Origin of the sequence: Aeromonas sp. 600527 (assembly GCF_049175415.1) — a bacterium.
In the GTDB taxonomy this organism is placed as follows: domain Bacteria; phylum Pseudomonadota; class Gammaproteobacteria; order Enterobacterales; family Aeromonadaceae; genus Aeromonas; species Aeromonas veronii_A.
Map to the genome: position 1 here is coordinate 42,836 of NZ_JAAKVA010000009.1, position 13,350 is coordinate 56,185.

Genomic DNA, 13,350 nt, shown 5'->3' on the forward strand with positions numbered 1-13,350 from the left:
GCCGTGCAAATTCATGGACTTCAATCTGCAAGCGTACCAAGCCGATCACTTGTTGCACCTCAGCGTCAAACCCCAGCGCCGCCTCACGGTACAGGAAAATGACCAGCACCGCTGGCTGGAGATAGACGGCGTGGTGCAATCCGCTATGTTGCTCGCCAACCCCGCGACCCTCTGTCTGCCCCATCAACGGGTCATCGCCTGCCTGCTGCCGGAGCGGGCTGAGCAGATTCTCGAACTTGGGCTGGGTGGCGGCGATCTCACCCGCCATCTGAGTCAGCGCTGGCCCGATGCTCGCCACGAGTGCGTTGACCTCGACGAAGAGGTGCTGACCGTTTATCAGCAGTTTTTCCAGCATCAGGAGAGCGATGAACGCGCCGCTCCGGCACTCCATCAGGCCGATGCCCTCGCCTTTCTCGAGCAGAGTGAGCAGCAGTACGACCTCATCCTGCTCGATCTCTTCAGTCAGGATGGCAACCCGCTGCTGCTGTTTCAGGAGCGGCTCTACCGGGCGCTGGCTCCCCGCCTCTGCGGCACCCTGGTGATCAACCTGCTGCCGCGCACCGAACTGGAGCTAACCCACGCCCTGACACTGATTGAGCAGTGGATTGGCCCGGCTACCCCCTATCCGGTCGCAGGGCTCATCAACGTGATTGTCCACGTCATACCGCGGGATCAGGCATCCTCAGACCTGTAGCCAGAAGGTAACCGGGCCATCGTTGACAAGCGCCACCTTCATGTCGGCGGCAAAGCGCCCGGTTGCGGTCGGGATGCCGCTGGCAGCAGCCTTGGCCACGAAATAGTCATAGAGCCGCTCGGCCTCGCTCGGGTGAGCGCCGCAGGAGAAGCTCGGGCGCATCCCGCTCTTGGTGTCGGCCGCCAGGGTAAACTGGGAGACCACCAGCAGACTGCCGCCGATCTGGCTGACATTGAGGTTCATCTTGCCATTCTCGTCGGAGAAGACCCGATAGCCGCTCACCTTGTGCAGCAGTTTGTCGGCCTTGGCCTCGTCATCCCCCTGCTCTACCCCGAGCAGTACCAGCAATCCCTGACCGATGGCGCCGGTCACCTCCCCCTCGACAGTCACGCTGGCCTCGGAGACCCGCTGAATCAGTGCAATCACATCCCTCTCCTCTCAAAACAGAACGACCGCCCCCTCACAGGGGCGGTCGTCGATGCTACCAATAAACCGGTGGCCAAGGCGATGGCTTAGCCCAGCTCTTCGCTCGCCGGTTTTTCATATTCACCGAGGCAGGCCGTGGTCTCTGCGCCAAGCAATACCACCAGCCAACTCAAATAGACCCAGACAAACAGGATCGGGATGGTGGCCAGCGCGCCATAGATGGCCTGATAGGAGGGGAAGTTGGTGATGTAGATGGCAAAGCCGCGCTTGGCCAGCTCGAACAGGGTCGCCGCTACCAGTGCGCCGATAAAGGCGTGGATCAGCCGTACCTTGCAGTTGGGCACCACGGTATAGACCAGCAGGAAGGTGAGCACCGAGAAGAGGAACGGCAAACCCCGCAACAGCAGATAACCGATACCGAACAGGCTCTCGGCGCCAAACAGCCGCAGCGAGAAGATGTAGGATGAGATGGCGATGCTGGCCCCGATAAGCACGGGCCCCAGGGTGAGGATCATCCAGTACATGGCAAACGCCTGCGCCAGCGGGCGGCCCTGGGTCGAACGCCAGATGTAGTTGAGGTTCTTGTCGATGGCGGAGATCAGCATCAACGCCACCACCACCAGCGCCCCAATCCCCACTGCCGTGGTGTTGGTGGCATTGGCGACGAAGCCGTCGATGTACTCCTTGAGCATGTCGCCCGCGGTCGGCACAAAGTTGTGGTAGACGAACTGCTCCATTGCCTGCTTGAGGCTCTGGAACACCGGGAAGGCGGACATCATGCCAAAGACCACGGCGATCATCGGCACCAGCGAAAGCAGGGTGACATAGGCCAGATAACCGGCGGTAACCGTCAATCTGTCCTGCTGGAAACGGCCCCAGACAAACTGGGCAAAGTGGCGACCATCATGGCGCAAGAAGGAGAGGGCGTGGGCCAAACGGCCGCTGACAGGCTGCTGCATCTTGATTCTCGTTAGCGTCATAGTGGCAATATTGTGTCAGAGGAGAGCGCTGTTTGACCACCTTTGCACCCGATTTGCCTCCATCTGCCCCAATCTGTCGCCCGGATGGCGTCTCTGGCTGTCGCCAGAAGCAGAAATAAAAACGGCCCCGATAAAGGGGCCGTTTGCAACGCCGGATTACAGCATGTAGTCCGCAGGCAGCTCGATGCGGGCGACGCCGGAGGCCACCGCCGCCAGCGCCACGGCGCGGGCAACCCGCGGCTGCAGACGGGCATCCATCGGCTTGGGAATGACGTAATCCTTGCCGAAGGCGAGCTCGTTGACCCCGGCGGCGGTCAGCACCTCGGCCGGCACCGGCTCCTTGGCAAGCGCGCGGATTGCCTCGACCGCAGCAATCTTCATGGCATCGTTGATGCGGCTGGCACGGGCGTCGAGGGCACCGCGGAAGATGAAGGGGAAGCAGAGCACGTTGTTGATCTGGTTCGGGTAGTCGGAACGACCGGTACCCATGATAAGGTCGCTGCGCACCCCGTGGGCCAGCGCCGGCTTGATCTCCGGGTCCGGGTTGGAGCAGGCAAAGATCACCGGATTGGGCGCCATCAGGGCGACCGCTTCGGCGGGCAGCACATCGGGGCCGGAGACGCCGACAAACACATCCGCCCCTTCGATGACATCCATCAGGGTGCGCAGCGGGGTCTCGTTGGCGAAGCGCTGCTTGTACTTGTTGAGATCAGTGCGGCCGGTGTGAATCACCCCCTGACGATCCAGCATGAAAATGTTGTGCGCCCTGGCGCCGCACTTGATCAGCAGATCCATACAGGCGGTGGCGGCAGCCCCCGCCCCCATGCAGACGATGCGGCTGTCACTGATCTGCTTGCCCTGCACTTCCAGCGCGTTGAGCAGACCGGCTGCGGTGACGATAGCGGTACCGTGCTGGTCATCATGGAACACCGGAATATCGCAGCGCTCGATCAGCGCCTGCTCGATCTCGAAGCACTCCGGCGCCTTGATATCTTCCAGATTGATGCCGCCGAAGGTATCGGCGATAGCCGCCACCGTGTCGATGAACTGCTGGCTGGTCTCGTGCTTCACCTCGATGTCGATGGCGTCGATGCCGGCGAAGCGCTTGAACAGCAGGGCCTTGCCCTCCATCACCGGCTTGGAGGCCAGCGGCCCCAGATTGCCCAGCCCCAGAATGGCAGTGCCGTTGGAGATGACGGCCACCAGATTGCCCTTGCCGGTATAGCGGTAGGCATCGGCCGGGTTGGCGGCGATCTCGCGCACCGGCTCGGCAACACCCGGGCTGTAGGCCAGCGCCAGATCGCGGGCGGTTTCGGCAGGCTTGGTCAGGGCGATGGCAATTTTGCCCGGTACGGGCTGGGCGTGGTAATCGAGTGCTTCTTGACGCAGATCGGACATGGGGGACCCCGATGTGGTTGGTGCAAATGAGGTGCCGATAGGGGGCACACAGAAGGGCGGGGATCATAAAAGAAAGCGGTGGGCATGCCCAGCAGATCATGCTGCCATCAGCCAGATCAGACCAGTTATTTCAGCACCTTACCCCGCTCACACCTACCACTTTAGTTATAGATCCTGCCATGTGGGGTAAAAATGGCGCAAAAAGGGCGGCAAGTTGGCCTTGCCGCCCTTTCTGTCAGTGCTGTAGACCTGACTCAGTTGCCCAGATAGACCGGCAACAGATTTGCCATCGACAGGAAGTGGAACAGCGCGGTCGCCAATCCGAACAGGATCAGCAGCCAGGCCATCAGCTTGCCGCCTGGGGTGACGAAATGGGGGGTCACTTCGCCCCGCTCGGCCCGCGCCCGGGTGCGCAGCACCAACAGTGCCGGGATGATGCAAGTCCAGATGGTGGCGGCGGCACCGGCATAGCCGATGGCCAGCAGGAAGCCGAACGGGAAGAGCAGGGAGAGCACCAGCGGCGGCAGGAAGGTGACCGCCCAGGTCTTGCAGCGACCGGCGCGGCTGTTGTCGAACTTGAACAGATCAGCCAGATAGTCGAACACCCCGAGCCCCACCCCGATAAAGGAGGAGAGGATGGCCGCCATGGAGAAGCCGTTGATGGCGCTGGCCACCTTCTCCGATTCGATCACCCCTGAAAGCGCGGAGAGCAGCACACTCACGTCACCTCCCCTGGCAATCACGGGAGCAAAATCCTGACGGGGCAGGTTGCCGAAGATCCCCAGCAGCCAGAGCACGTAGAGCGCCAGCGCGATCAGGGTTCCCCCCAGAATGGCCCATCTGGCCTGCTGCTCGTTCTGGTAATAGGCACGCAGGGAGGCCACCGAGTGGTGATAGCCAAACGAGGTGAGCGCTACCGGCAGCATCGCCATGGCATAGGGAGCGTAGCGGCTCTCGCTGCCCGCCAGATCGAGCAGGGTCGGCAGCTTGATACTGCCGAGCAGACCGGCCACACCGAGGGCGAAGCTGAGGATCATGAAGGCGATCAGCACCACCGAAATACGGTCAACGGCGCGGGTCGAGTGCCACACCACCGCAGAGAAGAGCGCCACAAACAGCACGGACGCGAGCTTGCTGTCGATCCCCAGAATCCCCTGCAGGATGGCACCGGAGGAGGTGATATAGGCGTAGAGCAGAATGCCGCCAACAAAGTAGACCGAGAGGTTGTTGAGGAGATTGAGCTTCTCCCCCAGCAGCTCGCGAGTCACGGTATTGAAGGAGACCCGCATGTCGTGGTGCTGGAAGGATTCCAGCAGCATCCAGCCGGAGAGGGTCATCATCACCATAGTGACGGTCAGTGCCAGCACCGACCATAGGGTCCAGGCCCCCGCCCCCGAACTTGGCAGACCGAGCATGCCGGCCCCCACGCAGACGCTGGCAATGATGCAGGCGCCCCCCAAAATTGACGGTTTTTTCTTCATAATCCCTTCTTTTTCTGACTGATTATCTATCCGCGGTAAACAAGACTGCGGCATGATGCCAGCCTTTGCCATGAGACGCCTACCACTATCTGCCATAACCGGGCATGGCCGCCGCATAAACAATGCCCCGAATGGGGCACTCTATCAGCGGGGGTAGTGTGAAGAGGGTTTAATCCATCACCGGGATACCTGCCCTCGCTTCGGCCTGACGGGCGATGGCCTCGGTCATCCCCTGAAAGATAAAGAGGTGGAACGGCAGCATGGCGAGCCAGTAGGCCAGCCCCCAAGCGCCCTGCGGGTGCCAGTGAGCGGTGACCCGGATGCGGGTCAACCCGGACTCCTCCGGCAGGATGTTGAACTCCAGCCGCCCGACGCCCGGGGCCTTCATGTTGAACAAGAGATCGAGCCTGCGCCCCTCATCCACCCCGAGGATCTGCCAGGAGTCGAGCATATCCCCCTTCACGAAACGATCCGGATTGGTGCGGCCACGGGTGCGGGCCGGACCGCCGATCAGATGATCCATCCATTCGCGCACCACCCACAGCTGGTTCATGTAGAAGTAGCGCTGCTCACCCCCCAGCTGCTGCAACACCTGCCACACCACCTCGGGAGAGGCGAGGCAGATGGCATCGCCGCTGGCGGTACGGTCATAGAAACCATATTCGGGATGGCGCCAGCGCAGGCCAAGCGGCGTCTCCTGCCCCTGCTGTTCGGCACCCAGCTTCTGCTCCAGCGCCAGACTCTCCGCCAGCGCCTCGTCGAAGCTGAGCAGGGTCTGCGGCAGCAAGGCACGCAGCGGGCCGTCATCCGCCGGAATATCGTGCTTGAGACCGCCCACCAGCGCCTTGGCCACCGGCTGCGGCACAGAAGTGACGAACTGCAGCCACCAGGCGGAGAGGCGCGGACTCAGAAACGGGATGGGAATGATGGGGCAGCGCTTGCCGATATGGGCGGCGAACTTCTGCAACTGCTGCTGATAGCTGAGCAGTTCTGGGCCGACCGCATTGAAGATGCGGCCATCCACCTCGTCGGCCTCTACCAGCCCGCCCAGATAGTGCAACAGGTTTGACAGCGCAATCGGCGGCGTGCGCGAGCGCACCCATTTGGGCGTCACCATCATCGGCAGGTTGAACACCAGATCCCGCATCACCTCGAACGCCGCCGAACCGGGCCCGATGATGATGCCGGCGCGTAGCTCAACCGTCGGCACGCCAGATTCGCGAAACAGCTCGCCACAGTGGCGGCGGGAGTTGAGATGGCGGCTGTTGCATTGCTCGGGCTGGATTGCCCCGAGATAGATGATGCGGCGCACCCCGGCTGCGCGGGCAGCGGCGGCGAAGTTCTTCACCCCTTGCTGCTCCAGCCGGTGAAAATCGGCTCCCGCCCCCATGGCATGCACCAGATAGAAGACGGTATCTATGCCCGCCAGCGCAGGCAGCAGAGTGATGGGTTTGAGGCTGTCGGCGAGGCGAAACTCCACCCCCTCAGGCAAGCGGCAGGGACGGCGCGCCCCGGCAATCACCTTGTAGCCGAGGGTCTGCAGGTGGGGCACCAGATAGGAACCGATATATCCTGCCGCCCCCATCACCAGACAGTTACGCATGAGTGCAGCCCTCAGCATCATTGATGCAAGGGGCGCCAGACAGGAATCCACCATAGCCCGCCACACCCATCACCAGACAATTTCTCATGTAATTCTCCCTATCCTTACCGATGCTGCTTGTCAGTCAGCGTGCGCAGCGCTACCTGAAAATGTTCAACTAGAGCGCCACCATCCAGTCTCTTGCCATCCTGCCACGCCACCACCTTGCAACCTAGTACTAACCACCTCTCTGATTAGTCCGATTTGGTGTTAAGCCCTGCTCATTGACTGGTCGATAACTGACCAGATGTATAGCGCCGAGGGCGAACGTATGCGCATCGATCACTACGACCTCCAGGGGGAGGTGCAATACCGGCAACAGCAGGCCCAGAGCCGCAAGGTGCGCAACCTCGGGCCAGTGCCACCCGCCGTCAATCCACCGGAGGGCAACAACACGGCCGCGGCCGGCGAACGCAGCAGCACCCTGACGCTGCAAACCGCGAGGCAATCCGCCACCAGTCAGCAAGCAGCAACACCTCCCGCCCCGCCCGCAGCGGACGTCGGCAAAGAGCAGGATGGTATTCCCGACGATGGACTGGATAACCGCCAGCGGCTGATCAAGCTGATGATTGAGGCGATGCTGGGCCACGAAATCGAGCTGCCCAAGCCGATCAAACCCTCCGAAGAGGGAGGCGATGGAGTGACCCAAGGAGACGCCGCGGCTCAGGCCGCCGAGACGGATCAACTGGTGGAGGTGACTGACACCCTGCTGCAACAGGAGCAGCTCAACGTGGTGGCATCGGCCAGCGTAGCGACTCGGGATGGTCAGACTATTCAGCTCGATCTCGGCTTTGTGCTCGACTGGCGCCAGCTGGAGGTGAGCCAGCGGCGCACTACCCTCAATGCTCTCAAGGATCCACTGGTGCTCAGTCTGGATGGAAAAATCGCCGGCCTGACCGACGCCCGGGTCAAGTTCGACATTGATCAGGATGGCCAAGAGGATAGCCTGCCGGGCTTGAGTGAAGGCAGCGGCTTTGTGGCGCTGGATCGCAACGGCAACGGCACCATAGACGATGGCGGCGAGCTGTTCGGGGCCCGCTCCGGCAACGGTTTTGGCGAGCTGGCAACCCTGGATGAGGATGGCAACGGGGTGCTGGACGAGCGGGATAGCCAGTTCTCGGCGCTGCAGTTCTGGCAGCCGGAACACTCCCCCATCGCTCTGGTGGAGCTGGGGATCGGCGCCATCCTGCTGCATCCCCTCGACACCCCCTTCAACCATCTGGGGGAAAGCGGCAATCAGGGGGTGCTGCGCCAGTCCGGCCTCTATGTGACCGAACAGGGCAAGGGCGGCTGGGTGCAGCAGATCGATCTGCGGGTCTGAACCCGGCACCCGCATGGCAAACCCGGTCGCTGACGAAGCCCGTCAGCGACCAGAACCTGACTCAGTTCAGCTCGGTGGGGTCGATGTCGAGGCTCCAGCGTACCCGCTTGGTCTCGGGCCACCCCTCCAGCTCCTTCACCGCCCAATCCAGCAGCTGGGCCAGTGGAACCCGGTTGGGCCCCTGCACCAGCAACTGCATGCGGAACTTGCCCGCCTTGCGCTCCATAAAGCCGCTGATGGGCCCGAGCACCTGAACATGGGGATAGCGGGCGCTGCGCAGGGTATCGGCGAGGCGGCTGAGGAACAGCTGCACCTCGTCACGGCCATTGGCCTCGGCGCGGAACAGCCCCTGATAGCTGAACGGCGGCAGCCCCAACAGGCGGCGCTCTTTCAACGCCGTATCGGCGAAGTGGCCGTAGCCATTCTGGGTCAGATCCTGCAGCAGGGCATGTTCCGGATGGTGGCTCTGCAACACCACCAGCCCGGGCTTGCTGGCACGACCGGCACGGCCCGCCACCTGGGTGTAGAGCTGGGCCAGCTTCTCGGCGGCGCGAAAATCGGCGCTGAACAGGGCACCATCCACATCCAGCAGACCCACTAGCGTCACGTCCGGAAAGTGGTGGCCCTTGGCCAGCATCTGGGTGCCGATCAGGATCTTGTACTTGCCCTCCTTGATGTCGCCGAGATGGGTCTCCAGCTCCCCCTTGCGGCGGGTGTTGTCCCGATCGATGCGCACCACCGGATATTGAGGGAAAACCGTGGTGAGCAGCTGTTCCAGCTGTTCGGTGCCCACTCCCGATCCGATCAGCTCGTTGCTGCCACACTCGGGGCAGTGGTGGGGCAAGGGGCGCACGCTGTCGCAATGATGGCAGTGCAGCCGTCGTCCGGCCTGATGCCAGGTGTACCAGGCATCACAACGCGCACAAGCGGCGCTCCAGCCACATTGGTGACAGATCAGAGCCGGGGCATAGCCACGGCGGTTGAGAAACAGCATCACCTGATTGCCCGCCGCTAGATGCTCTGCCATCAGCTGCTCCAGCTGGGGAGAGAGCCCGGCCTGCAGCCGCACGCTCTTGATATCCAGGATCACCTGACGGGCGGTCTGGGCATTGCCGGCGCGGCGAGTCAGGGTGAGATAGTGATACTTGCCGCTACGGGCGTTGTGCAATGTCTCCAGCGATGGGGTGGCCGAACCAAGCAGGATGGGGATACCGGCACGATGGGCCCGCATCACCGCCAGATCCCGCGCATGGTAGCGAAAACCGTCCTGCTGCTTGAAGGAGCCGTCGTGCTCTTCGTCGATGATGATGATGCCGAGGTTGTGAAACGGGGTGAACACCGCAGAGCGGGTGCCGATCAGGATGGCGGCGCCGCCGTCGCGGCAGGCGAGCCAGGCATCGAGCCGCTCCCTGTCGTTCATGGCGGAGTTCATCGCCACCACCGGCACGTTGAAGCGGCGGCGGAAGCGGTTGATGGTCTGCGGGGTGAGGCCGATCTCCGGCACCATCACCAGCGCCTGCTTGCCCGCCTTGAGCAAGGGCTCGAGGATGCTCAGGTAAACCTCGGTCTTGCCGGAGCCTGTGATGCCATCCAGCAGGAAGGCACCGAACTTGTCGCTCTGGCTGGTAACGGCAGAGACAGCCAGCGCCTGTTCGCCGTTGAGGCGCAACCCCTCCCCCGGCTCAAAGCGGGCGGCCCAGTCGCCATCATGGCTTGGCTCCAGCGAGCGTTTCTCCAGCAGCCCCTTCTTCTCCAGCGCGGTGAGAGCTGCGCTCTGGATCTCCTCCTGCTTGAGGGCTGATGGCGTCTGCGGCCCCTTGCGCAGCAAGGCGAGCGCCTGCTGCTGCTTGGCCGCCCGCTTGAGTTCGTTGAGATCGATGGCCATACCGGCCTCGGTGGCGAACCAGAACTCCAGTTCGCGATAAGCGGCAGGCTCTCCCTTGCGCACCAGCACTGGCAGGGCGTGGGGCAACACCTCACCCAGCGGATGCTGGTAGTAGCTGGCGCTCCAGTTCATCAGCGCCAGAATATCCGGCCCCAGCACCGGCGTCGCATCGAGTACTCGCTTGATGGACTTGAGCTTGTTGCGGGGTACCTGGCTGTCGGCCGGATGATCCACCACCAGCCCGACCAGGGTCTGGGGACCGAAAGGGATCTCGACCCGACAACCGGGGGCAGGTAACGGCAGGGGAGAGAGATAGTCGAAGTGACGGCGTAACGGTACCGGGACAGCGACACGAACCAGATCCAGCGTTTGGGAAGAATTCACCAGGGGTTGCCTATTTTTTCTGCGAAGCCACTTGCCTGATCTCAGGCATTTCCTATATTATTCGCAGCCTTTGAAACTGTGTTCAACAATCGTGTGGTGTCCGACAAGAGATCGGATGGCGACACGGCCTATTAATTGAGGTTGTCCATGAAAGCTGGTATCCATCCTGACTACGTAGCCATCACCGCCAAGTGCTCTTGCGGTAACGTCATCAACACTTTCTCTACCATCGGTAAAGATCTGAACCTGGACGTGTGCTCCGAGTGCCACCCGTTCTACACCGGCAAGCAGAAAGAAGTTTCTAGCGGCGGCCGCGTAGACAAGTTCAACAAGCGTTTCGGTGCGATGACCACCAAGAAGTAATTTTACTTCTGAAGAATTCTGAAAAAGGCGCCCATCGGGCGCCTTTTTTACGATCCCTGTTTTTCATCCTTCATGTTCCCGCAGCCAGACGCACTCGCCCCTACTGGCCAAATCCTTTGGAACGACGCAAATAGACATAGCCCTCACCCGGGCTGCCCCAACGCGGACTCCCTGCGTTGTCATAGGCGCGATCCAGCAATCTGACGCTATCGGGGCCAATCCAGATATGCTGCACCAGCGTCGTGGCACCGCCAAAATCGGTGGAGCAGTGGCCCACCCGGGTGTGACCGGCATATTCGCCGGAGGGGGTACGGGTCAACCAGATCTCGCAACCGTGGCGCAAGGAGAGCTGCTGCGGGGTCAGGCTGTCGAGCAGGGCGGGATCATGCCAGGCACCGGCAAAATCGGTGGCTCGGGGCATGGTCAGCTCTGCCATCAGGATCCGCCCGTCAGGGGCGGGTGAGAAGCGATAAATACGCTGGCGAAAGGGGCGGATGGAGCGCATGCTCAGATACTGCTCGGCATAGACCCAGCGATAGCCCTGATAGCCGGACCAGATCTCCATCAGGCGCAGCTCGGCACTGGTAAAGCGACTGTCGTAACTGGCCTGCTCCCGGCTCGTAAAGGCCCCGTTGAACCAGCTGAGTAGCGGCTCCATACCGGGCTTGAGTGGGGTAGCCTGGGGCGCCGAACCTGCCAACACCAGACAGGAACAGAGCAGCCCGAATACGGCCACCAACAACTTTGCCATCGAATCCTTCCGAATCATCATAGTGGCGGCGATTATATGAGCGAATTACCCCAATAACAGCCATTACGATCAAATCATTGCCACTCTGGTGCAAAAACCTCACAAGGATGCCAGTCTGCTCACTAAACCCGATATTTTGCCACCGCCTTGTTGAGCAGCTGGGCCTGCTCGTTGAGGCCCTCGCTGGATCTCGCATTTTCCTCCGCCATGATGCTCGACTCCTGGGCGATGTCGCGGATGTTGTTGACGTTGCGGTTCACCTCGTTGGCCACCAGACTCTGCTGTTCGATGGCTGCCGCAATCTGGGTGCTCATATCCATGATGTGGGTAACATCCTGAGTGATCTGCCCTAGCAACTCCCCTGCGGTACTGGCCTGATCCGAACTGCGGTTACCCTGCTCGCGGCAGGTCGCCATTACCTCGACGATGCTGCCGGTCTGTTTCTGCAGCGAGCTGATGATGCCGGCGATCTCCTGGGTCGATTTTTGGGTACGGATGGCCAGATTGCGCACCTCATCGGCCACTACCGCAAAGCCGCGCCCCTGATCCCCTGCCCTGGCTGCTTCGATGGCTGCGTTGAGGGCCAGCAGGTTGGTCTGCTCGGCAATACCACGGATCACGTCAAGCACGGAGCCGATGGTCTCGCTCTCTTTTTGCAGCTGGCTCACCTCGCGGGATGAGCTCTCCAGATTGTCCGCCAGCGAGCGGATCTGCTCGACAGTGTTCTCGACCGCAGTCCGCCCCTCCATCGCCTTGTTGTTGGTCGCCTGCGCATTGTTGGCCGCCTGCTCGGTGTTGCGGGCGATCTCTTCGATGGTGGAGCCCATCTCGGTGGACGCGGTCGCCACCATATCAGTCTCCTGCAGCTGGCGCGCCGCCCCTTCACTGGTGCGCTTGACGTTGGCCGAGAGGTGATCCGCCGCTTCAGTCAGGGTGTGCACGCTCTGCTTCACATCGCCGATCAGATCGCGAAACCCACCCAGCATCACGTCGAGATTGCCTGCCAGCTGGGCCATTTCATCTGCCCCGCGCAGATCTATCTTCAGGCGCAGGTCATTATCCTGACGAATACGGTTGACGGTGTCATTCACCTGAGTAATGGGACGGTCGATGCTGCGCCCCAGCAACACGCTCATGATGCCGATCAGCACAACAATCACCCCGCCACAGACCAGCATCAGGCTGTTGAGGCGAGCGCTCTGCCGCTCCAGCTCAGCGACAATGTGCTGATCGACGGCGGCAAACCCCTGTTCGGTCTGATGCACCAGATCCCGCATCTGGTTGCGCAGCCCTTCATCCTCTTTCAGCCCCAGTACCTGCATCCCCTGCACCAACGCCACAAAGTCCTGCCGGTACTGCTTGCTGGCCTGCTCCAGCTTGCCGCGATCCGCCTCCGGCAAAGTGGCAAGGCTATCCTGAAAACTCTTGTGCAAGGTCTCGAAACGCTCCAGATACTGGATGTCGGAGCGCAGCATGAAGTCCTTCTCCGCCCGCCTCAACTGCAACATGGTGATGAGCAACCCCTGCTGATCCAGCTGCTTGAGCCCATTCTCCACCTCATGCACCGCCGCCCGCAGCTTGCCATAGAGCCCCTCCTCCGGCCCCAGACCAATCTTCTGCTGCTGGGCCACCAGATCGTTGAAGGCTTTGCCATAACCGCTGATCTGCTGATCCAGTCTGGTCAGCTCCCCCTCGACGGCCGCCAGATTGTCATCGGTCACCAGCTCCCGATTGTGCTGGTGAAAATCTGACAGCCCCTGATTGAAGCGCTCGACGAAGGTCATATCCTTGCGGATCAGAAAATCCTTCTCGGCCCGGCGCAAGTTGAGCATGGCGATCTCCAGCTGGTCGATATTGCGCTGGGCTTCGGTCAGGTGACGGTGTACCTGGCTGGAGTAGATAAACAGGCCGCTCAGTACCAGCATGGCAACGGCAACCAGCACGGTATTCAGGATCAACTTATGACGGATAAGCACGATGGACCTCTCGCAAACTGGCAGTGAACTGCATTGAGCTTATGCAGAA

General features: G+C 61.5%; 11 protein-coding genes. 3 read left to right on the forward strand and 8 right to left on the reverse strand.

The features are described from left to right. Window positions 1-13 precede the first annotated feature (13 nt). Window positions 14-694 carry a spermidine synthase gene (locus G5154_RS12675; protein ID WP_042081703.1) on the forward strand — a complete coding sequence of 227 codons (681 nt, stop codon included), beginning with the start codon at window positions 14-16 and terminating at the stop codon, window positions 692-694. On the opposite strand, the gene dtd is transcribed toward G5154_RS12675, so the two are convergent. The 5 genes from dtd to G5154_RS12700 all read right to left on the reverse strand — a co-directional run bounded on the left by dtd (window position 683) and on the right by G5154_RS12700 (window position 6,582). After that, a complete protein-coding gene (dtd, locus tag G5154_RS12680; protein WP_033138812.1) occupies window positions 683-1,120 on the reverse strand; it encodes a D-aminoacyl-tRNA deacylase in 438 nt (145 codons plus the stop codon). The genes G5154_RS12675 and dtd overlap by 12 nt on opposite strands. Before the next feature lie 86 nt (window positions 1,121-1,206). Then, complete coding sequence (locus G5154_RS12685; protein ID WP_005340664.1) at window positions 1,207-2,079, reverse strand: virulence factor BrkB family protein; 873 nt, start codon at window positions 2,077-2,079, stop codon at window positions 1,207-1,209. A gap of 177 nt (window positions 2,080-2,256) precedes the next feature. Then, on the reverse strand, window positions 2,257-3,498 hold the full coding sequence (locus G5154_RS12690) for a malic enzyme-like NAD(P)-binding protein (protein ID WP_346215061.1): 1,242 nt from the start codon (window positions 3,496-3,498) through the stop codon (window positions 2,257-2,259). Window positions 3,499-3,752: 254 nt separating this feature from the next. Then, window positions 3,753-4,979, reverse strand: coding sequence for an aromatic amino acid transporter (locus tag G5154_RS12695; protein ID WP_346215062.1), 1,227 nt, complete (start codon window positions 4,977-4,979; stop codon window positions 3,753-3,755). A gap of 169 nt (window positions 4,980-5,148) precedes the next feature. Then, complete coding sequence (locus G5154_RS12700; protein ID WP_421251042.1) at window positions 5,149-6,582, reverse strand: DUF2867 domain-containing protein; 1,434 nt, start codon at window positions 6,580-6,582, stop codon at window positions 5,149-5,151. A gap of 286 nt (window positions 6,583-6,868) precedes the next feature. Here G5154_RS12700 and G5154_RS12705 point away from each other — a divergent pair, with 286 nt between their 5' ends. Continuing rightward, complete coding sequence (locus G5154_RS12705) at window positions 6,869-7,942, forward strand: hypothetical protein (RefSeq protein ID WP_421251041.1); 1,074 nt, start codon at window positions 6,869-6,871, stop codon at window positions 7,940-7,942. Window positions 7,943-8,003: 61 nt separating this feature from the next. On the opposite strand, the gene priA is transcribed toward G5154_RS12705, so the two are convergent. Next, window positions 8,004-10,211, reverse strand: coding sequence for a primosomal protein N' (priA, locus tag G5154_RS12710; protein ID WP_421251040.1), 2,208 nt, complete (start codon window positions 10,209-10,211; stop codon window positions 8,004-8,006). A gap of 147 nt (window positions 10,212-10,358) precedes the next feature. Here priA and rpmE point away from each other — a divergent pair, with 147 nt between their 5' ends. Next, a complete protein-coding gene (gene rpmE, locus G5154_RS12715) occupies window positions 10,359-10,574 on the forward strand; it encodes a 50S ribosomal protein L31 (protein WP_005340673.1) in 216 nt (71 codons plus the stop codon). Window positions 10,575-10,674: 100 nt separating this feature from the next. On the opposite strand, the gene G5154_RS12720 is transcribed toward rpmE, so the two are convergent. Together G5154_RS12720 and G5154_RS12725 are read right to left on the reverse strand one after the other, a co-directional pair. Then, window positions 10,675-11,325 carry a chromophore lyase CpcT/CpeT gene (locus G5154_RS12720; protein ID WP_421251039.1) on the reverse strand — a complete coding sequence of 217 codons (651 nt, stop codon included), beginning with the start codon at window positions 11,323-11,325 and terminating at the stop codon, window positions 10,675-10,677. 122 nt (window positions 11,326-11,447) lie between these two features. Continuing rightward, window positions 11,448-13,301, reverse strand: coding sequence for a methyl-accepting chemotaxis protein (locus G5154_RS12725; protein WP_421251038.1), 1,854 nt, complete (start codon window positions 13,299-13,301; stop codon window positions 11,448-11,450). Between the last annotated feature and the right edge of the window lie 49 nt (window positions 13,302-13,350).

What these genes read in the sequence shown, in the direction of transcription:
- G5154_RS12720 (WP_421251039.1), bottom strand. Translation starts at nt 11,325, where the DNA reads ATGGCAAAGTTGTTGGTGGCCGTATTCGGGCTGCTCTGTTCCTGTCTG.
- G5154_RS12695 (WP_346215062.1), bottom strand. Translation starts at nt 4,979, where the DNA reads ATGAAGAAAAAACCGTCAATTTTGGGGGGCGCCTGCATCATTGCCAGC.
- G5154_RS12690 (WP_346215061.1), bottom strand. Translation starts at nt 3,498, where the DNA reads ATGTCCGATCTGCGTCAAGAAGCACTCGATTACCACGCCCAGCCCGTA.
- G5154_RS12700 (WP_421251042.1), bottom strand. Translation starts at nt 6,582, where the DNA reads ATGCGTAACTGTCTGGTGATGGGGGCGGCAGGATATATCGGTTCCTAT.
- G5154_RS12675 (WP_042081703.1), top strand. Translation starts at nt 14, where the DNA reads ATGGACTTCAATCTGCAAGCGTACCAAGCCGATCACTTGTTGCACCTC.
- G5154_RS12705 (WP_421251041.1), top strand. Translation starts at nt 6,869, where the DNA reads ATGTATAGCGCCGAGGGCGAACGTATGCGCATCGATCACTACGACCTC.
- rpmE (WP_005340673.1), top strand. Translation starts at nt 10,359, where the DNA reads ATGAAAGCTGGTATCCATCCTGACTACGTAGCCATCACCGCCAAGTGC.
- G5154_RS12685 (WP_005340664.1), bottom strand. Translation starts at nt 2,079, where the DNA reads ATGCAGCAGCCTGTCAGCGGCCGTTTGGCCCACGCCCTCTCCTTCTTG.